The 20,718-nt window shown below is 39.6% G+C and carries 18 protein-coding genes; 16 read left to right on the forward strand and 2 right to left on the reverse strand.

From position 1 onward, the window contains the following. Positions 1–64: 64 nt before the first annotated feature. On the forward strand, positions 65–559 hold the full coding sequence (locus tag DSBG_RS01250; protein ID WP_068962416.1) for a GNAT family N-acetyltransferase: 495 nt from the start codon (positions 65–67) through the stop codon (positions 557–559). A 281-nt stretch (positions 560–840) separates the two neighbouring features. Beyond that, positions 841–1,359, forward strand: a complete 519-nt coding sequence (locus DSBG_RS01255; protein WP_068962417.1) for a hypothetical protein — start codon at positions 841–843, stop codon at positions 1,357–1,359. A gap of 149 nt (positions 1,360–1,508) precedes the next feature. On the opposite strand, the gene DSBG_RS01260 is transcribed toward DSBG_RS01255, so the two are convergent. Beyond that, positions 1,509–2,096, reverse strand: coding sequence for a hypothetical protein (locus tag DSBG_RS01260; RefSeq protein ID WP_068962418.1), 588 nt, complete (start codon positions 2,094–2,096; stop codon positions 1,509–1,511). Positions 2,097–2,955: 859 nt separating this feature from the next. Between DSBG_RS01260 and DSBG_RS01265 the strand changes: the two genes are divergently transcribed. From DSBG_RS01265 to DSBG_RS01280, 4 genes are all read left to right on the forward strand, one after another. Next, positions 2,956–3,633, forward strand: a complete 678-nt coding sequence (locus tag DSBG_RS01265) for a Yip1 family protein (RefSeq protein WP_068962419.1) — start codon at positions 2,956–2,958, stop codon at positions 3,631–3,633. 101 nt (positions 3,634–3,734) lie between these two features. Continuing rightward, on the forward strand, positions 3,735–5,039 hold the full coding sequence (locus DSBG_RS01270) for an efflux RND transporter periplasmic adaptor subunit (RefSeq protein WP_068962420.1): 1,305 nt from the start codon (positions 3,735–3,737) through the stop codon (positions 5,037–5,039). Continuing rightward, a complete protein-coding gene (locus DSBG_RS01275; protein WP_068962421.1) occupies positions 5,036–5,770 on the forward strand; it encodes an ABC transporter ATP-binding protein in 735 nt (244 codons plus the stop codon). The genes DSBG_RS01270 and DSBG_RS01275 overlap by 4 nt, the downstream gene beginning before the upstream one ends. Beyond that, entirely contained in the window at positions 5,767–6,951 is a 1,185-nt protein-coding gene (locus DSBG_RS01280) for an ABC transporter permease (protein WP_068962422.1), read from the forward strand. The genes DSBG_RS01275 and DSBG_RS01280 overlap by 4 nt, the downstream gene beginning before the upstream one ends. Before the next feature lie 193 nt (positions 6,952–7,144). Here the strand turns inward: DSBG_RS01280 and DSBG_RS01285 are convergent, their stop codons facing one another. After that, the gene (locus DSBG_RS01285; RefSeq protein ID WP_068962423.1) at positions 7,145–7,432 is read right to left on the reverse strand and encodes a sll1863 family stress response protein; all 288 of its coding nucleotides are present in this window, start codon (positions 7,430–7,432) and stop codon (positions 7,145–7,147) included. A gap of 253 nt (positions 7,433–7,685) precedes the next feature. Here DSBG_RS01285 and DSBG_RS01290 point away from each other — a divergent pair, with 253 nt between their 5' ends. From DSBG_RS01290 to DSBG_RS01340, 10 genes are all read left to right on the forward strand, one after another. Further along, the gene (locus DSBG_RS01290; protein WP_009612804.1) at positions 7,686–7,964 is read left to right on the forward strand and encodes an autorepressor SdpR family transcription factor; all 279 of its coding nucleotides are present in this window, start codon (positions 7,686–7,688) and stop codon (positions 7,962–7,964) included. Beyond that, the gene (locus DSBG_RS01295; protein WP_068962424.1) at positions 7,954–8,607 is read left to right on the forward strand and encodes an SdpI family protein; all 654 of its coding nucleotides are present in this window, start codon (positions 7,954–7,956) and stop codon (positions 8,605–8,607) included. The genes DSBG_RS01290 and DSBG_RS01295 overlap by 11 nt, the downstream gene beginning before the upstream one ends. 145 nt (positions 8,608–8,752) lie before the next feature. Next, positions 8,753–9,091 carry a HesB/IscA family protein gene (locus DSBG_RS01300; protein WP_068962425.1) on the forward strand — a complete coding sequence of 113 codons (339 nt, stop codon included), beginning with the start codon at positions 8,753–8,755 and terminating at the stop codon, positions 9,089–9,091. A 255-nt stretch (positions 9,092–9,346) separates the two neighbouring features. Continuing rightward, positions 9,347–11,353: an aldehyde ferredoxin oxidoreductase family protein gene (locus DSBG_RS01305; RefSeq protein WP_068962426.1), complete on the forward strand. Its 2,007-nt coding sequence runs from the start codon at positions 9,347–9,349 to the stop codon at positions 11,351–11,353. A 53-nt stretch (positions 11,354–11,406) separates the two neighbouring features. Further along, a complete protein-coding gene (locus DSBG_RS01310) occupies positions 11,407–12,057 on the forward strand; it encodes a lysoplasmalogenase (protein ID WP_068962427.1) in 651 nt (216 codons plus the stop codon). A 292-nt stretch (positions 12,058–12,349) separates the two neighbouring features. Next, positions 12,350–14,077: an ABC transporter ATP-binding protein gene (locus DSBG_RS01320; protein ID WP_068962429.1), complete on the forward strand. Its 1,728-nt coding sequence runs from the start codon at positions 12,350–12,352 to the stop codon at positions 14,075–14,077. Next, entirely contained in the window at positions 14,074–16,254 is a 2,181-nt protein-coding gene (locus DSBG_RS01325; RefSeq protein WP_068962430.1) for an ABC transporter ATP-binding protein, read from the forward strand. The genes DSBG_RS01320 and DSBG_RS01325 overlap by 4 nt, the downstream gene beginning before the upstream one ends. A gap of 289 nt (positions 16,255–16,543) precedes the next feature. Beyond that, positions 16,544–17,353: a sporulation transcription factor Spo0A gene (gene spo0A, locus DSBG_RS01330; protein WP_068962431.1), complete on the forward strand. Its 810-nt coding sequence runs from the start codon at positions 16,544–16,546 to the stop codon at positions 17,351–17,353. Positions 17,354–17,640: 287 nt separating this feature from the next. Next, positions 17,641–18,765: an ROK family transcriptional regulator gene (locus tag DSBG_RS01335; RefSeq protein ID WP_068962432.1), complete on the forward strand. Its 1,125-nt coding sequence runs from the start codon at positions 17,641–17,643 to the stop codon at positions 18,763–18,765. A 440-nt stretch (positions 18,766–19,205) separates the two neighbouring features. Next, positions 19,206–20,717 carry a sugar ABC transporter ATP-binding protein gene (locus DSBG_RS01340; RefSeq protein ID WP_068962433.1) on the forward strand — a complete coding sequence of 504 codons (1,512 nt, stop codon included), beginning with the start codon at positions 19,206–19,208 and terminating at the stop codon, positions 20,715–20,717. Position 20,718: the final 1 nt, after the last annotated feature.

Raw genomic sequence — 20,718 nt, forward strand, 5'->3', positions numbered from 1 at the left:
TATGAAGTAATTAATCTGTGCTTTAGTGCCCGAGGTAATGAAATACTAAAAAGAGGTTTGATAGATGGAGATAAAATTAAAGATTCTTACAATAGACAGTTTGTCTCAACTCCAAATATTGATGGAAAAATCTAATGATTATCTAACATTTGAAGATGAGGCACCAGTAAAACCGAGCGCAGCTCAAGATTTATTTAAGGCAAGGCCAGATGGAATTGAGGATCAGGACAAAGTTGTACTGGGCGTATACAATGTACAAGAGCAAATGGTAGGCGTATTTGATTTAATCAAAGGTTATCCCAATCCAAAAACGTTGACTTTAGGTCTAATGCTACTTGAGCCTAACAGCCGTGGTAAAGGAATCGGAAATAAGGCATATAATGTTTTGGAAGAATGGGTTGTTAATCAGCAATTTTATAAGATCCGTTTAGGAGTTTTATTTGGCAATGAAAAAGGGCTTGGATTTTGGATAAGGATGGGCTTTATAGAGACTGGAGAAGTTAAACAACGTTTAACCAAAAAAGTTTTAGTACTTGAGAAACGCATCAGTACCTTATAAGTCAGAATGACGGGTTCCACTTCATTCGCGCCTTATTGATTCACGACAGTATGGATTTTAAGAAACACTCTGCAGTTATTGCAAATTTTCGAAAGAACTATATTAATATCGGATCGTCGTTTCGTTTTTTTAATTTTGGGAGATCTATTAATCAACAGGGATATATCCAAAATATGTAGAATGTATAATGAGAGCGTATCTTGGACAAGACACGTAGCTCCTTGCAGGAGTAAAGTATGGTAAAAATAATGGCGTGAGTATATAGAAGGGGGGAAGAACTCTTGAGGAAGCTAAAAAATAGGCTAAGCCTTTTATTTTTTCTTGTTTTTGCAGTGGTGTTATTATCTTCTGGTTTGTTGAATTCTGTCGAAACTCCTAAACTACAGAAGAGTGTAGTACTTAGTTCAATTTCTGAGGAAGAATTTAATATGATTGGTCATGTAAACAAGTCAGCCGAAGCGAGGCGTGAGGACTTTAAAAAGCTAACGATAAAAGTTGGCATTTTGAATTCTAAAAGTATGAAAAGTAGAGAGATTTCTATTTCGGATGTACTATATAGTATTGATCATTACGACAGAGTTAGATCCAGCATAAGCGGTGATTACAAACAAAACAATGTTGGAAAAGAGGATTTCGCAAGGTCTTCAAAATATGTTGTATTTGATGCGCGTGGATTAAATACAAAAGACTATAGCAAAATGTTCAATGACTTAAACATTACTGTTAGTTGGACATTGGGCAATGGAGAAGCTATTAGAAATGTTTTCCCTATTTATACATTGCTAGAGTTCAAGAACTAGAGATCAAAATATTTGTTTTGGTTTCTTTATGGTTAGAGATTTAGTCTACGGATGGTAAAACCAATGGAGGCCCGGTTAAAGTCGTAAAATTTAGCGTGCAATTCTGCCTGGGGTGACACGATATCCCTATTAGACATAGGCGTTCAAAACTATAGGAGTGATCCAAAATCCTCAATGTTTATTTCTCTTTTGAAAGATTCTATCGGCAAGTTAATTCTATTGATTCCTGATATCATTGTGTTTATAGTCTGAGAAATTTCTGCTATAAAGTTGTGTAGTCTTGAGTTAGTGATATCCTGGTCATCTATCAGTTTAGTATTTAAGAAATTGTTTAACTGATATTCCTTACTTGAAAAGTATAAATCAAATTTTTCTTCTATCATGGCGGGACCAAAGATAGCTGCTTGGCGACATATAAATAATCGGCACAGAGGAGGCAGGGCATCCTTTGGTAAGACACAACCAATGTCACTTACAAAAGGACATTGGTTTAAGTCTGACTTCATTTCTAGCATAATTCCGTTATATCCTTTAATTAGCTGACCGTTTTTCAATATTAACCCATAATGATCAGGGTAATAGAGAAATAAAAAAACTAAGTCGAAAAGACAAAATTCTGGCTCATAAGTACAGCAGCCAATTTTTTTCTGCTTATTATTTCGGTAACATACTGAACATAGATTAGTACAGATACTAGGACGCAAGGGGTCATTATTAATTGTAAACTCCGCTAACACTTGCAAACTCCTCCTTTTACTGCCTAAAATTCTTTGCGTGCAATTAATTAGTGATTTAATTTTGAAAGTAGTTGAAGTGAATTTCGGCGAATAAATTATAATCCAGTTATTAATTTTAATAAAGAGATTATTTTTTTATGCAAGTATAGGCGTGGTTAAGATATTCGGAAATTAAGTGATTTGAAACAGAAACATATGTTATTATTACGATAAAAAGTGCTGTAAATCCTGAAATGATACCTAGCATTTAACCAAGGCCCTGGACAGTAATTATGAAGGAATAATTATAAAGGGCGGTTGTGATGGAATATCAAGCAACAAAATAGGTGCTAAGAAGATACGGATGGGTGCCTATGAAATAGGCAAAACCTATGGTATAGAAAAGGTTTTAATGTACCCAGCAGAAGCACTGAAACGAAAAAGAAGTTGATTGAAAGAGTCATTTTTTTGTACATACTTACCTCGGCATTGACGGAAGAGATATAAACTGCTGCATGATTGGAGTTCCCTCAGAAAATTGGGGTGGAGGGGTTTCGCCCAAATATATTAATGAGTTGTCAGAGTAAATTGGTTAATCAAAAAGGTTGATAGAGTTATTCTCTTGCTAGGTTGTCGCTTTAGATGGTCTAGCTTCTTTGTTTTATCTTGGACTATTTTACTAGTCTTGGGAGGATATGAAAGGAAGATGTAGAAAGTAGTAATAATTAAAATGATTTGCGCAAAAACACATCTATCCAAAGATCGATGAATATTTTTGCGCATTATATAGGGATCACTGTTAACTTATTTAGTAGAAGGTTGGAAATAACAGCTTAAATATGGAATTTGAACACTACTATATTGGAGAGGGATGTTTCTTATGGAAAAATCAAAAATGTCACTTGCAGAGAGATTTGGGAAGGTCATTATTTCTCCGAGTAAGGCTTTTGCTGACATTGCCCAGGAGCCCCGGATTTTATGGCCAGGTCTAATTATTATCGTCCTTAACTTAGCGTTGACGCTCTTAATCATGTCCGAGACTAAAGTATTCACCGAGCAGACGATGGTTACCAGCGGGGCGAATCAAGCTCAGATTGATCTGGCGATGAAATTTGTACTGCCGGGAGCGATTGGTGGGACAATACTCGTTTTGCCTTTGAGCTGGTTGGTTATGGCCGCTCTTCTTGCTCTCTTTAACCAGTTCAGTGTTGGTGAGGCTCGTTTTAAACAATTATATGCTGTAGCTGTCTTTGCCGGGATACCTGCGGTCATAAAAACTGTGATCTCTACCGTGCTGATCAAAACCATGGGATTTAAAGCTGCTTTACAGGTCAGCACCAGCCTGGCGATAGTTTTGGGGAACGCAGATTCTACCAGTCTTCTATATCGTCTGATGGACAAGATAGAACTGTTCAATATCTGGGGATTGATTCTGCTAATTATGGGTGGATCTATCGCCATGCAAAAGAAAGCTCGGGGGCTGGCTTTATTTCTGGGAGTGATTTGGTTAATTTATGTGGTTGTCATGGCCTTGCTGGTAAAAACTCCGGTCGTATAAAATAAGAGTCGGCATCTTTGATTAGAGTTTAAGTGAAAAGATTTATTGTCAGAGTTGAAGACGATTTAGCTCATTGTCAGAGATTAAGAGGAGTGAAAGTATTGACAGAGCAGGTAGCCTCTGAGCAGTTAGCATCTAATTTGATCCCCAGCCGAGGGCCCAGACAGTCTGCTTCATTTAAGAAAATATTATTGGTTGCCGGGGCGATTTTGCTAGTGTCCGTTCTAGTTGGTTTAAATATCTACCGAATTAATAATAAAGATGTAGAGCAGGTGTCGGTATCAAGGGTGAATGAGAAGCATCTGGTAGAAAAGGTGCCGGCATCAGGTAATGTTGTGACAAATGATCGCGAGACTGTTTTCAGTGAAGTCTCTGGGACAGTCAAAAACATTCGCGTGCAGATGGGAGAAAAAGTGACTGACGGTCAGGTCTTAATGGATCTGTATATTCCCAATGCAGATCAAAGGTTGGCAGAAGCTAAGTCACAGCTGGCTTCTGCGGAATCGGAGTTATATCAAGCGCGTTCTGGTGGACTAACTGCGGAAGAGGTTTCTGCCCAGGCGGCGTTTGCTCAAGCTGAAAGTACTTATAAACAAGATAAGGATGACTTGGAGCGCGAGCAGGCGTTGTTTAAGGATGGAGCAGTGGCTCAGACTGAACTGGAAAAAGCTCAGGTTGATTTCGATAGTAGCGAGGCGGCTTATAACAAGGCTCAGGCTGATTTGCAGCGGGTTCAGGATGGAGCGCCGGTTTACCTGCAATCGTTGCAGGCGTCTGTCGACTCGGCTAGGCTGCAGTTGGAATTAGTGAAAAAGCAAACGGCCCAGCAGGGCTTGTTATCTCCTCGCGGTGGACAAGTTTTATCCATTTCAGTTAATCAAGGTGATCAAATCAGCGTGAATACACCGCTATTGACAATCGGGAATCTCGCATCTCTTAGCATTCGTACAGATGTGCCTGAAAGTGAAGCCGGGAAGATTAAGGTAGGACAAGCGGCGGAGATCAGCGGCAACGCTTTTCAGGGGGATAAGTACCAAGGAAAGGTTACTCAGGTAGGTCTGGAGGTAGTGACAAAGACAAAGAAAAACCAGGATGTGGATACCTTTTTGCCTGTTATTGTGAGTGTAGAAGGCGCTACTCGACTGCTTCCCGGTTATAATGTCGACTTGGAAATTACGACTGCAGACAGCCAGGCCTTGGTGGTGCCCATTGAAGCGCTGGTAGTTAGGGATGATGAAGAGGACAGTGTCTTTATCATTAAAGATGGAGTGGCCAGGCTTACCAAAGTAAAGACTGGGATCAGCGATGGCATCACAATGGAGATCAAAGAAGGGGTGGCCAAGGATGACCAAGTTGTGACCAACCCTGGTAAACTCCAGGATGGAGGCAAGGTCCGCATAAAATGATAGTAATAAAAGACTTATACAAAACCTATAACACGGGTACCGTCAAGGTAGAAGCTCTAAAAAACGTTAATATCACCGTCAATGATGGGGATTTTCTGGCGGTGATGGGACCATCTGGATCGGGAAAGTCGACAATGATGAATATCCTTGGACTGTTGGATTATCCTTCAGAAGGAAGTTATCTGCTGGATGGGGTGGATACTCGGAGCTTGGATGAACGCCAGCTAGCGATCTTGCGCAATGGCAAGCTCGGTTTTGTTTTCCAGAGTTTTAATCTTCTGCCTCGGCTCAACACTCAGCGAAATGTTGAGCTGCCGCTCTTTTATGCCGGGGTGGGCAGTAAACAACGACAAGCTTTGGCAACTGCGGCTCTGGAACGGGTCGGGTTGATTAGCCATGCCGGTCACCGTCCCAACGAGCTGTCTGGAGGTCAGAAACAGCGGGTGGCTATTGCTCGGGCGATGATCAACAACCCTAGCCTACTGCTGGCAGATGAGCCGACCGGCAATCTGGACAGTGCTTCCAGCTATGAAATCATGTCTTTATTTCAAGAGCTGCATCGTCAGGGCAGCACCATCATTTTGGTAACGCACGAGCCGGAAATTGCCCGTCATGCTCAACAAATTGTCCATTTTAGGGATGGGCGCATAGTAAATAGTGAAAAAGTGGATCAGCCGTTAGACGCACGGCGTTTGTTGGAGGAGTGGTTGGAGCAAGGAGGCCTAGCATGAAGTTTACCGAAATGATCGCGGGAGCTTTGGAAGGAATCTGGGTGAATAAGCTGCGTTCCGTTCTGACAATGTTGGGTATGATCATTGGGGTGATGGCGGTCATTGTCATCGTCACCCTAGGGCAAAGCCTGAATAAACAAGTAGCCCAGGCAGTAGAAGGAATGGGGGCTAACAGTTTTACCTTGGTACCGGAAGCTAATGACAACGGGCAAAAAGGCAAGTTGACTTTGGAAGACTGTAAACTTCTCAAAAGTTCCATGGACAGCGTTGATTTTGTGGTTCCTGTCAAGTATTTGAACTATCTGGCAGCAATAGAGACGATTCGCAAGAAAGAGACTACTCTACTCATTGGGACCAGTTCCGATTATCTGAAAGTGGACCAAACAGGGCTCAGTCAAGGGAGGTTTTTTAGCGAGGCGGAAAACCAGATGGCCCGCAGGGTAGTGGTAATCAACCAAACGGTGGCGGATGATCTGTTTGGTCCCGGTAATGAAGCAGTTGGAAGAACCTTGCGTATCAACAGCCTTGCTTTTCAGGTCTGCGGGGTGACTAAACCTGTGGCGTCTTTATTGGGTGCACAGAGGTCTAACACCTTTATCCCAATCAAAACACTACTGGACATAAGTGATGATCAGGAAATTCAACAAGCTATAGTGCGTGTAAAGAAAGGCGATCAATTAAAAGCTGCTACTGTTCAGAGCGTTAGTATTCTAGAGATGCGGCATGCGGTGAAGAAAGGATATCAGGCTCAGACCAATGAACAGATGATGGAGCAGTTCAGTTCAATCCTTACCATTATCACGTCGGTTTTCGGTGCTTTGGCAGGGATTGCTTTGCTGGTTGGTGGTATCGGTATCATGAATATTATGCTTGTTTCTGTGACTGAACGTACCCGAGAAATCGGACTGCGGATGGCTATTGGAGCGCAGCGCAGCGACATTCTAATTCAGTTCTTGGTGGAATCCGCTACCATTGCCGCACTGGGAGGGGGGATAGGCAGTTTGTTGGGTATCGGGATAGGAGCAGTTATTTCCTGGATATTAAAAATGCCCATCGTTATATCATTCGGAACGATTCTGTTTGCCTTTTGTTTTTCTTCGGGTATTGGTATTATATTTGGTCTTTACCCGGCTAACCGTGCCGCTAAACTCGATCCCATCGATGCTTTACGCTACGAATAATAATATCAATTGCTTGAATAATACATCCTGATGATGATCCAAGCATGAGCCCCTCGACCTTTTGGATATTTTTGGTCATCAAAGGAGCTTGGAGGTTTTTTCCTTAAAACAACAATGGGAGTCTAAATCAGTGCAACACTAATAAAGACCCCCATACTGTTTTTTTAGAAAGCTGTATTGGATAACTTCTAGCTTATTTGAATCGGGAAATTGCCTTCTCGATTGAATCTTTCAGCTCATTCCACGATTTTTCGGTTCCCTCTTTTACATCTTCCCAGCTGTGTTCACTGTTTTCTTTGAGTTGTTCGTATTTAACCATGAACTCATCTCTTTTTCTTTCCAGGTTATCCATTTGATTAAGGTACTCTAATTTCAAATCTGCCTTGGCTAAAGAAATCTCAGCTTTCATCTGACTCAATTTTGCATTATATTGTTTTAGGTTAGCCTCAATCTTGTCCATATAGACTTTGCGTTTTTCCACTTTAATTCCTCCCTTTCTATTATCCTAATCAAGGGTCATTACGCAATATCCCACTACCAAATCTTACAATATGTTTTACCTACTCAAAAGGATACCATTTCTAGCATACTTCAACAAGACATTTCCTTTGTTGATCCTAATAATTACTGATATAAACAGACATTTAGAATATCTTCTAAATGTCTATTGTCTTTTTGCCTCAGATGTACTAAAATTTCATTTAGAAGATCATCTAAATGAAAGGAGGGGGAGCATGGGGTTTCATGAATCACTCAAAGCAATGTCAGACAAAACTCGAAGAGAAATCCTTAATCTGCTCAAAAATGGTGATATGACTGCGGGAGATATTGCTGCCAGCTTTTCGATGACTCAAGCGACGGTATCCCACCACCTTTCCGTTTTAAAAGATGGTGGACTTGTATCGGATCGACGAGAGGGTAAATACATTTTCTATGAGCTGAATACATCAGTAATTGAGGAAATTATGGCCTGGTTAATTGATTTGAGAGGGGTTGATCAAAATGAAAAATGAAAAGCTGCTGTTGAGATTAATGTGGTCAATTGCCATGCTTCCGGTGATTGTTACGGTTTTTGTGTTTGATAGGCTACCAGAGCAAATACCGATGCACTGGAATATATATGGTCAGGTTAATGCTTGGCACCCCAAATTTCCATGGGTTTTTATGATCCCGGTAATCGGAATTTTAATCACTATCATGGCAACTGTTTTACCCAGAATTGATCCCAAAAAAGAAAATTATGAACGATTTAAACCACAATACTTTATCATAAGACTAATTCTAGTCTTGTTTTTTGCTATCATGCATATGGTGATTATCTCAATAAGTCTGGGAGCTACTTTTATTAAAGTGGATACCATCATTAAATTAATGATAGGTATACTCTTTATAGTTCTTGGAAATTTGATGCCGAAATTTAAACAGAACTATTTTGTAGGTATTAAAACCCCTTGGACTCTTGCCAATGAGGTTGTATGGGCAAAGTCTCACCGCCATGGTGGAATTGTATGGTTTATTACGGGGTTTGTTCTGAGTGTTCTGGCATTTCTGCCGGGCAAAGGAAGTGCTATTGCCTATTTTGTTTTAATACTCCTTGCTTCAATCGAGCCTATTTTATATTCTTGGATTCAGTTTAGGAAACAAAAATTGGGATGAAATTCCTCAACTTAACTACAACCGCGGCTGGAAGCGTGACGCTGAAAAGACAACGTTTTTATATGTCGATTTGGAGGTATTTAGCAACTTATGAAGAACTCTTAAGAAATTGACTGAATATTAATTTTAAAGGAGTGACAACTTAATGGTTAAAATAACAGAACTTGCAGCCCAAAAAGTTAAAGAAATACAAAAAGTTAAGAATAAAGAAAACGCATTTCTTCGGATTTATCTTGTGAGTGAAGGCTGTGGTATTCCGAATTTCGGCTTGACTCTTGAGGAGTCAAAAACTGAGGACGATATTGTTGATGAAGAATACGGCATTTCTATACTCACGGATATAGAACTGGCTGCTACTTTAGAGGGCACCATTGTTGACTATATCGAATGTAAGACTGGCGGAGGTTTTGAAATACGCAAGCCAAAGGTGGACCATGCCGAAGGTTGTGGCGGAACTTGCGGAAGTTGCAGTGGTAGTTGCTAATATGCTAGGAGAGAACAAGTCAATCTTGAAATGTCAGATCGTTTCTTTTGAACGGTTTGACATTTTTTGCTTTTTATTGGAATACTTCTGTAATATTGAGAGGAATTGTTGTGTAGATGTAGAATTTTAGTTTAATAAGTTTTCAAATAAAAGAGCATCCCCACTTTTAGCGAAGATGTGAACTAGACGGCCTTAATGGGTGGTCGTTTTTACGATTATTGATTAATATAAAGTGCAAATTTAGAAGGGGGTAAAATGATGCCATTTGGCTACATGGGAAAAATACTCTGGGTAGACCTGACGACAGGAAACCTACAGGAAGAGGAAATACAAGATAACCTTTACAAGAAGTTTTTGACAGGTTATGGTTTGGGCGTAAAGATAATTTTTGACAAACTCCAGCCTGGGGTAGATCCTTTGAGTCAGGAAAATATTTTCGGTATGATGAGCGGCCTCTTAACAGGCTCTGGTGCATTTTTCTCAGGGCGCTGGATGATTATGGGGAAAAGTCCGTTAACAAATACTTGGGGCGACGCTAATTGTGGAGGATATTTTGCTCCTGCAATTAAGTCCGCTGGATATGACGGTATATTTTTCATGGGTAAAAGTGAAAAACCTGTTTACTTACTGATCGATGGTGATAAGAAATCGCTCATAGATGCCACTGATTTATGGGGAAAGGATTCCAATGATACGATTGATTGCTTGACGAACAGGTATGGCGCTCACTTTAAAACAGCTTGCATCGGACCGGGCGGTGAAAAAATGTCAAGGATTTCCGGGGTCGTAACTGATAAAGGAAGGCTGGCAGCAAGAAGCGGATTAGGTGCTATAATGGGCTCTAAAAACTTGAAAGCAGTATGTCTTGGTGGTAACAAGAACGTCAATATCTTTGACCAACAGACGATATCAAAATTGGTCGAGGATTTTGCCCGGCAGTTCTATATCTATAAACATCCATTGAAAGATAAAATCTTAAATGAAGCGACAAATATACCAATATTATCGGGCGCTATACGGTTTTTAAGTGAAAATGAAATGATGCCATCCATAAGTGGAGAAATAGAAAAATACGCTATGAAGACATGGGGAACATCCGGCACAGTAGCCTATTCAGCCAACACTGGTGATTCGCCGGTTAAAAATTGGAAAGGTGTCGGTTATATCGATTTTCCAGGTAGGTTAACCCAAGAAATTTCCAATGATTCGGTAACTAAATACGAAACAGACAAGTATGGATGTTACAACTGTCCACTTTGTTGTGGTGGAAAAGTAGCTGTTAAGGGAGGATCCTATCCTATTTCAGAAACTCATAAGCCCGAGTACGAGACGATTTGTGGTTTTGGTACCATGCTGCTTTGCAATGATATGCCCAGTATAATCAAGATTAATGATCTGTTGAACCGTGCTGGTATTGATACAATCAGCTGTGCGGATACTGTTGCGTGGGCTTTTGAAGCCTATGAAAACAAGGTAATCAACTCCACCGATACGGAGGGTTTGGTGTTAACTTGGGGTAATGAAGAGGCGGTAGTAAAACTGGTAGAAAAAATTGCCAACGGAGAAGGAATTGGAAAATATCTTATGAACGGCGTTAAATTAGCATCCGAACATTTTGGAAAAGGCTCAGAAGCATATGCTATGCATGTGAGAGGACAAGAATTACCGATGCATGACCCACGCAATCCCGATGGTACGAGTTTAGGGGTTGGATATGAAGCAGAACCAACACCGGGTAGACATACCAGTACTCTGGACTGTTGCAGTTTATATAGACAAGCACCGAGTAAGAAGTTAACAGACAAGAACCTTCATCCTATGAAGAATAAGTGCACGGATGAAGCTCCGGGTGATAGTTTAAGAGATGCCAGCTGCTTTATGGATCTTATTAACGGGTTTGGACTTTGTGCTTTTGCTTTTGACGAAGGAGTTACACCACCTATCATTGAATGGGCTAACGCTATGACAGGATGGAACCTAGGTTTTGAAGAATACTTGCACATAGCACGCAGAATAAAAACTCTTCGCCATTCATTCAATATTCGAGAAGGCCTAAACCCTATGGAATTTAAGATGCCGGATAGGGCAAGGGGCATCCCGCCTTTAGAGAGAGGTCCCAACGCAATGATTAAAAATGATTTTGATAAAGGAAAGATAAACTATTTTAACGCCATGGGATATGACTTAAACACAGGCAAACCGCTGGTTGAAACACTCGATATGCTGGATTTACCTGAGGTTAAGGAAGCCTTGTACAAGTAATACATATTTGCCTAGACAAATATTCTATACCAAATTAGTACCTGGAGGTGTGTATGTTTCCACAAATTCTGATAGTAATGGTCTTTATCATAGATTTTATCATTAACTTGTATGCCGACAGAAATAGAAAAGAAACACTTAAAGTGCTGACCAAACCCTTGCTTGTGCCCTTAATTATTCTTTTCTATTTGACAAGTGCAGAGCCTATTAACTGGTTTATTGTAACTGCTTTATTTTTCGGTTTTCTTGGTGACGTCTCTTTGTTATGGGGATCAAAAAAAATATTCTTTGCAATTGGTTTATTCTCATTTCTTGTTGGTCATCTGCTTTACATCTTGGCTTTTCTACAGTCAATACCAGATTTTGAAGTTATTCCAACCTGGTTCTTAATGTTTTTAATCCCATATATTGTATATGGCTGTGCGCTTCTGAGAATACTTAGGCCAAACCTGGACAAAATGATCGTTCCGGTTGTTATTTATATGTGTATCATCCTGATGATGAGTTTCACCAGTTTATGCTGTATTTGGAACGGGTTTACACTACAATTTATATTGCCATTCATAGGTTCCTTATTATTCATTGTCTCTGATACAGTACTTGCATATAATAACTTCAATGCACCTTTAAAAAATTATGAGACACTTATCATGAGTACTTATATTTTCGCACAGGTTTTAATTGTTGCTGGCTTTTTATATTGATAACTGAAGTCAAAATTTATTAAACTTTTTTTACATTGGCGTGGTTTATTGTAATATTTGTAATAAAATACATAATCAATACCTGAGTAAGCGATAGTGGGATCATTATTTCGAAGTTCCTACATGAATATTTGCTTAAAAAGTCATTTGCATTATAAAGCAAATGGCTTTTTAAGTTTTAAAAAAAATAACAATAATCAACCTAAGCATGAGATCAAATTGATTGTTAGATCTAGTAAAGTAATAGCAAATCGAGAAATGGAAATAATAAATAGAGAAGGGAGTTTTTGGCGTGCTGAAACTGTTTAAGTTTTTAAAACCATACTCAGCAATGATAGCAGGTGCTTTAGTTTTAATATTTCTACAAACGTTGGGAGATCTTTATCTTCCTACATTGATGTCAGATATTATAAATGACGGAGTTATGCAAGGCGACACCAGCAAGATTCTAAACATTGGAGGTTTTATGCTTTTAGTTGCTGGTGGAGGAGCGCTGTGTTCCATTTTAGCCAGTTATTTGTCATCGAGATCTGCTGTGGGCTTAGGTACAATTTTACGAAGTAAGGTATTTCGAATCGTTGAAAGCTATTCCCTGCACGAATTTGATAAATTAGGTACTTCAACACTAATAACCAGAACAACTAATGACATCAACCAGGTTCAAATGGTGGCAGTGATGATCTTACGAATGATGGTTAGTGCTCCGATGATGGCAATTGGAGGGATCGTTATGGCCTTACAGGAAGACAAAGAGCTGACCTGGGTGCTTGCGGTTGCCATACCTATTTTGGCTGCAGTTATTGCCTTAATTGCCTCAAGGATGATCCCACTTTTTCGATTAGTTCAAGTTAAAATTGATAAAATGAACCTTGTACTCCGCGAAAAGCTCACAGGGATTCGAGTCATTCGTGCTTTTAATACCGTGGAACTGGAAATGAAACGCTTTAACGAGGCTAATGTTGACCTGACAGATAATTATATTAAAGTCAATAAGATCATGGCATTCATGATGCCCTCCATTATGCTGGTTATGAACTTTACTTCCTTGGCTGTGCTCTGGTTTGGTGGAATCCGCATAAGTGATGGCAACATGGATTTGGGAGCACTTGCAGCATTCACCCAGTATGCTATGCAGATTATGTTTTCAATGCTGATGCTATCATTGATGTTTATTATGGTCCCTCGCGCCCAAGCCGCTGCAGTAAGAATTAATGAAGTCCTTGATACTGTCCCCGAAATTACCGATCCATTTGAAACAAAAGACGTCTTTACAGAAAAAGGCAACCTAGAATTCAAAGATGTAACCTTTTCTTATCATGGAGCCGAAGAACCTGCCTTGCGTAACATATCCTTTTCGGCTCAGCCAGGGAAAGTAACCGCTATTATTGGCAGTACCGGTTCTGGCAAATCAACGTTGATCAATTTAATTCCAAGATTTTATGATGTGGATAGTGGGAGTATCTTGATTGATGGCGTCGATGTGCGGGAGATGTCACAGGAAACCTTACGCTCTAAAATTGGTTTTGTTCCGCAAAAAGCTCAGCTATTTTCTGGAACGATTAGTGAGAATATTAGATTTGGCAACGACCAGGTCACAGATGAAGAAATCAAGCATGCCGCGGAAACTGCTCAAGCAAGTGAATTTATCGCGAATTTTGAAGGTGGTTTTGAACACCAAATAACTCAAGGTGGTACCAATGTATCGGGCGGACAGAAACAACGTCTTTCCATTGCTCGGGCCTTGGCCAGAAAACCTGAAGTATATATCTTTGATGACAGTTTCTCTGCTCTGGATTTCAAAACAGATGCCCGACTCAGAGTAGCTCTAAAAAAGGAAATCGCAGTAGCAACGGTTATTATTGTTGCCCAACGAGTAGGTACAGTTATGGATGCCGACAATATTATTGTTTTGGATAAAGGACAGATTTCCGGAATGGGAACTCATAAGGAACTATTAGTCACCAGCGAGGTATATCGTGAGATTGTAGCATCGCAGTTGTCGGAGGAGGAAATTGCATGAGTGAGCAAGATAGGCCACAAAAACCTGCTCCAAGACCTGCGGGTGGAGGATTTGGCGGTGGCTTTGGCGCACCTGTCCAAAAAGCTAAGAACTTTAAAGTAAGTTTAAAAAGGCTCTTAAGATATTTAAGTCCCCATAAAATTAATCTAATAGTTGTCGTTGTATTTGCAATTGCCAGTACGATCTTTACCATAGCTGCGCCTAAAGTGGCCAGCAAGGCAATGAATAAGCTACAGGATGGCTATATGGCTAAGATGATGATTCAACAAATGTCAGAAGCTCAAACTAAGGCTGTTCAGCAAATCAACGTGCAAATGAGGCAAATGCCAACTCCAGGAGTAGGGTTAAGTCAACAGGTACCTACAGACCCAGATGCTCTTAAAGCCGTGCAAGAGTTCATGCAGCTGCCTAAGCTAAGTACGGTGACAGACCCTAACCAAAAGGCTGACATAGTCCGGAAAATAATGGACTTAGGTAAGAAAATGCCGGGTAATGCCCAAACTGGGGAAGAGAATGTAAAACTGACCCCGGATCAAATAAATGGGGTAATTCGGGCTATTCGCGAAACCAATGGAGAGTATGATTTTCATTACATTGGGATGATTGTCCTAATTCTCTTTGGAATGTATGTTATTAGCGCCGTATTTAGTTTAATTATGGGTCTGGTGATGTCGGGGGTAGCACAGAAAACTGTACGGGATATGCGCCGGCAGATTGATTTAAAATTGAACAAATTACCCCTAAAATATTTTGATAAACATCCCCATGGCGATATATTAAGCCGGGTCACCAATGATATCGATACTATCGCAACCACTTTGCAACAAAGCATAACCCAAGTTATTACCTCATTAATCACTATTATTGGCTACATTGCTATGATGTTAACCATTAGCCCTGTACTCACTCTCATAGTCATTGTAACATTACCGTTATATATTATTTCAACTGCCACAATCGCCAAGAAATCGCAGAAATACTTCGCGGCCCAGCAGAAAGAGTTGGGTCAACTCAGCGGTCATGTAGAAGAGATGTATACTGGGCATAAAATCGTAAAGGTCTTTGGCCGAGAGAAAGATTCCATTGAAATATTTGAATCAATTAATGACAGGCTGAACACAGCTGGCTGGAAAGCTCAATTTATTTCAGGTATTATGTACCCCCTTATGAATTTCATTAGCAATCTAGGTTATGTAGGAATCAGTATTGTGGGCGGAATCTGGATTATTCGGAACCTTCTTGGGTTAGGTGATATTTTAGCTTTTATTCAATATTCAAGGTCCTTTACGATGCCCATTGCGCAAACTGCCAATATTGCTAACATCATTCAGTCCACTGTAGCTTGTGCGGAACGAGTTTTCGAGATTCTTGATGAAGAGGAAGAGATACCTGAAAAGTCCGATGCCCAAGTCATCGAATTCTCGAAAGGTCGGGTTTGTTTTGAACACGTCGATTTCCGGTATGAAGAGGATGTACCGCTGATTGAAGATATGAACCTTAATGTAGAGCCGGGGCACACCGTAGCCATTGTAGGTCCGACCGGGGCGGGTAAAACCACCCTAGTAAATCTTCTGATGCGATTCTACGAAATCAATGCGGGCATAATAAGGATTGACGGGGTAGACATAAGAGATATAAAACGCAGCGAACTGAGGCAAATGTTTGGTATGGTATTGCAGGACACTTGGCTGTTTAACGGAACCATTAAAGATAATATAGCCTATGGTAAACAAGGAGCAACGATGGATGAAATAGTACAGGCAGCCAAGGCAGCCCATGCAGATCATTTTATCAGAACGTTGCCTGATGGCTACAATACAGTGCTCAACGAAGAGGGAACAAATATTTCTCAGGGGCAAAAACAGTTGCTTACCATAGCCCGAGCTATTCTGGCCGACCCGATTATTTTGATTCTTGACGAAGCAACCAGCAGTGTTGATACAAGAACAGAGGTCTTAATTCAAAAGGCTATGGCCAACTTAATGAAAGACAGAACTAATTTTGTCATTGCCCACAGGTTGTCTACTATCCGCGATTCAGAACTTATCTTGGTGATGAATAAAGGAAGAATTATTGAAATGGGGAATCATCAAGATCTGCTCGCTAAGGCTGGCTTCTATGCAGATCTCTATTATAGTCAATTTTCCGATCAAGACTCAGAGGCGGATGTTGGATAATGAATTACACTCCGTTTAAGAGATAAATTATCGATAAAACTTAGCGTTATTCCTCAGTAATTCTCAAATTCCTTAGCCTTTCAACATTATTTCGAGTACAAGTGCATGTAAAAATTTGGATTAATAGCCTAAAACCCTTAGTTCATCAGTCTTTTCCACTTTTTTCCCGAGCTACCGAAATTATTACGATTTCGACATAGGACATATCGTATAATGACAAAACCGGCGTGGCAATAGTCTACAAGAAAAAAGTTGATCCGGAATACTATTAAGGCGGGATGTTTGCTGAATGGGTAAGAAAGTAAAAATTATGATCGCGGATGATAACCGTAATTTTTGTCAATTGTTACAGAATTATCTTCAAGGTCAGGAAGATCTCAACATAGTTGGTGTGGCTAACAATGGTTTAGAAGCCTGGGAGTATATTCAAACTCAGCAACCAGATTTGATAATTCTAGACTTAGTGATGCCTCATTTGGATGGCTTAGGTGTATTAGAACGCATTAATTCTCAAACTTCCATGACGCGGCCCAAAATTATTATGCAAACGGCTTTTGGACAGGAATTCCTAACTCATCAAGCGATGATGCTTGGTGTTGACTACTTTATTTTAAAACCCTTCGACATGGATATTTTGTGCAACCGTATACGCTCCTTGGTTCAGAATATTCCATCAGATCAACCGTCTCAGTTTTCCGCTCCAGCTACTCCAATCGTGACAACAGTAAGGAGCGAGCATAGTTTGGTCTCCGAGGTGACTGCGATCATGCATCAAATAGGGATTCCTGCTCATGTCAAAGGATACCAATATATTCGAGACGCCATTTCGATGGTTGTAGAGGATGTCTCATTGTTAGGAGCTGTAACCAAGGAACTATATCCAGGTATTGCGAAAAAGTATCAAACGGCACCTAGTAGGGTAGAACGGGGAATACGGCATGCGATAGAGTTAGCATGGGAGCGTGGACAAACAGATACCTTAAAAAGGATTTTTGGCTATTCAATGAATATTGAGCGGCAGAAGCCAACAAACTCTGAATTTATTGCCTTACTTGCTGATAAATTTAGAGTAATGAGTAATGTAGCTAAGGTAATTTAAAGGAGTGCTTTAGGAAGCCAAATCTAATAAACACAGCTCTCGGTTTTATGGAATTTCTCCCACTGCCAACAGGCTCAGTAGGAGAAATTTTTACTTTTTGTGAGTAGAATCCCAAAGAAAGGCGTTTTTCGTGTCGAGGCTCTGGCAGCTAGCTTGTTAAATCCGGAAGGAATTCCCTGAAAAATGTGGAATTGTATTAGAGTTGGATAAATATTGCAAAATCCACTGAAATAGAATAATATAAATGACATTATGAAAAGACATTTATGAAAGTGGTGATTAGATAAGTGGCAACGAGTAGAGTGAATAGCATCGAAGTGAGAAAAATTAATCGCAATGCTATCTATAGATTTTTATATAAGCATGACCCTATTTCTATTCAAGAAATAGCTCAGACTTTAAATATGAGTTTACCTACCGTTACTCAAAATCTTAAAGAATTACAAGAAAGAGATTTAATCATTGAAACAGGTTTATTTGAATCTACCGGAGGCAGAAAAGCTAAGGCGATTACCTATAATTGCCTTAAGTATGCTATTGGATTAGACATTACGCGTAATCATGTCGGGATTGTATTGATTGATTTGAGCGGTAAACTGCTGAATAATGTACGAAAGCAGTATCCTTTTGTGAACTCCAAAACCTATTTTGCAGGTGTTGGCAATTTAGTTAAACTATTTATTGAGGAATGCAAAATAGATAGTTCGAGAATATTGGGAGTTGGCATCGCTTTGCCTGCCATATTATCAAAAGATAAACAAATCGTTAATTATGCTACAGTGATTGATTTCCAAGAGGGAAACGTCAAGGCTTTCTCAGAGTTTATCCCCTATCCATGCATCTTGAGTAACGATGCAAATGCCGCAGGATTTGCAGAATTATGGGACGAAGATAATATCCAGAATGTCGTATATCTCTCGCTTAATAATAGTGTTGGTGGATCGATTATTATCGGTAAAAATATCTATTCTGGACAAAATCAACGTAGTGGTGAATTTGGACATATGACAATTGTCAGAGATGGTCGTACTTGTTACTGCGGACAAAAAGGTTGTGTTGATGCTTACTGCTCAGCTAAGATTTTATCCGATAGTACCAACGGAAATATAGCTGAGTTCTTTAGGCTCTTAAGACTAGAAAGTGGACCACAGAAGGCTCTTTGGGATGAATATCTTACTCATTTAATAGTCATAATTAATAATTTGAGAATGCTTTATGACTGTAATGTTATCCTAGGAGGATATGCTGGAGCGTACATGGACGAATACCTGGAGTATTTAAGAGAATTAGTATCAAGAAAAAATTCGTTTGAAGTTGATGGAAGCTATCTGCATGTCTGTAAGTATAAGCTAGAGGCAACTGCTGTTGGTGCTGCTCTACAACATGTTGAAAGTTTCATTAATAATGTGTAATTTGAAACCTGGCAAAATTTTACCATGATGATGTCATCCTTACTTAATTGATTTTTGTAATTAGCAAGGATGATTTTTTCATGTCCAACTTACCAACATTTACAGCTCATCTTTTCAATGCTAAAGAAGAGCTTGACATCTCGTCACATAAAAACCCCGCGAAGTTGAGTAAGTGAACGATGCTTCACAATTCTCAATTAAAGGTAAATTCTGAATATATATTTTTTTATTTTATATCTTGTTGACTTAAGTTAAAAAAACGTTATAATCTTATTAAAACTAATTTACAAAAGTGGTTACATAAATCACCTTGATTTATAAAATTGCTAGAAATTGGTTAAATGTTAACAAATATGTGAAGTCTCTAAAGGTGAGGTTCTAAACTGATTCTAGGATTAGCATGAGACATATTAAACCAAAAAATCTCATGGGGGAAGAAAATGAAAGATAAAATTAAGTTAAGAGTAGCGAAGATTGAGAAATCATTTCCAGGTGTTAAAGCTCTTGATAAAATTGACTTCACTGTAAAAAAAGGTTCCGTTCATGTGTTGTGTGGGGAAAATGGGGCAGGAAAATCTACATTAATGAAAATCATCAATGGAATTTATCAACCAGATAGCGGTCAGATTTTCATTGATGAAAAACCTGTAAAAATTAATAACCCTATCCAAGCAAGAACGTTAGGGATTTCAATGATTTTTCAAGAGATGAGTTACGTTCCAGAAATGACCGTTGAAGAGAATCTTTTTCTCGGCAACCTCCCCGTCAATAGGTTTGGGAATGTTAATTGGAAGGAGGTAAGACAACGCACAACAGAGCTTTTAAGGGCTGAAAATTTACCGTATTCTCCTACCACACCACTCAAAGATTTGACGATATCCGATATCCAAATGCTGGAAATCATTAAAGCGATTTCTTACAACTCAGACATCATAATCATGGATGAGCCGACCTCAGCGATCACTCTGAAGGAAGTAGAGAAACTATTTGTTAAAATAAGAGAGCTGAAAGCTAGAGGGGTAAGTATTATTTATATCTCCCACAAATTAGATGAAGTTTTCCAGATAGCTGATGAAATAACAGTGTTAAGAGATGGTACGGTTGTTGAGAGTCATCCGAAGGAAGAGTTAGACATTGAAACGGTGATTGCTCTGATGGTCGGTCGGAAACTTACGACTACATATCCTAAGGAACACGTTAAGATCGGAGAAGATATGCTTCAGGTTGAAAACATGAATTGCGGTAACGTGTTTCATGACGTCAGTTTCCATGTTAGAAAAGGCGAAATTCTGGGATTCGCAGGGCTAATGGGTGCTGGACGAACTGAAGTTATGCGTTCTCTATATGGTCTGGACGGTAAAACATCAGGTGTAGTGAAAATTAAAGGTAAGGAAGTTACCATTACAAACGTGCGACAGAGCATTGATAATGGTATGGTAATGCTTTCAGAGGATAGAAGAAGATACGGAATAATTCCGATGCGCTCCGTTAAGGAAAACACAACCTTATCCTACTTGAAAAGTGTTTTTTATGGTTTTAGGAACCATAAAAAAGTTGAGAAGAAAATTGTCTCCGATATTCTTACTAAAATGAGAATTAAAACACCAACGATTGATACACCGATCGCCTCATTGAGCGGAGGTAATCAACAAAAGGTCGTTCTCGCCAAATGGATGATCAGAAATCCAGATATTCTAATTTTGGATGAACCGACACGTGGTATTGATGTCGGTGCCAAATTTGAAATTTATAAGCTCATGACGGATCTGGCCAAAGATGGTAAAGTTGTGATCATCGTCTCCTCTGAACTTCCTGAAGTAATTGGTATGTGTGACCGAATTTATGTCATGGCCAAAGGGACTATTACAGGGGAGATAAGTCGAGAAGATTTTTCTCAAGAACTTATTATGAAGTATGCCACTGGAACTTTAACATCTGACGGGGTGAACTAAT

Origin of the sequence: Desulfosporosinus cupriresistens (genome assembly GCF_001707885.1) — a bacterium.
Classification (GTDB): domain Bacteria; phylum Bacillota; class Desulfitobacteriia; order Desulfitobacteriales; family Desulfitobacteriaceae; genus Desulfosporosinus.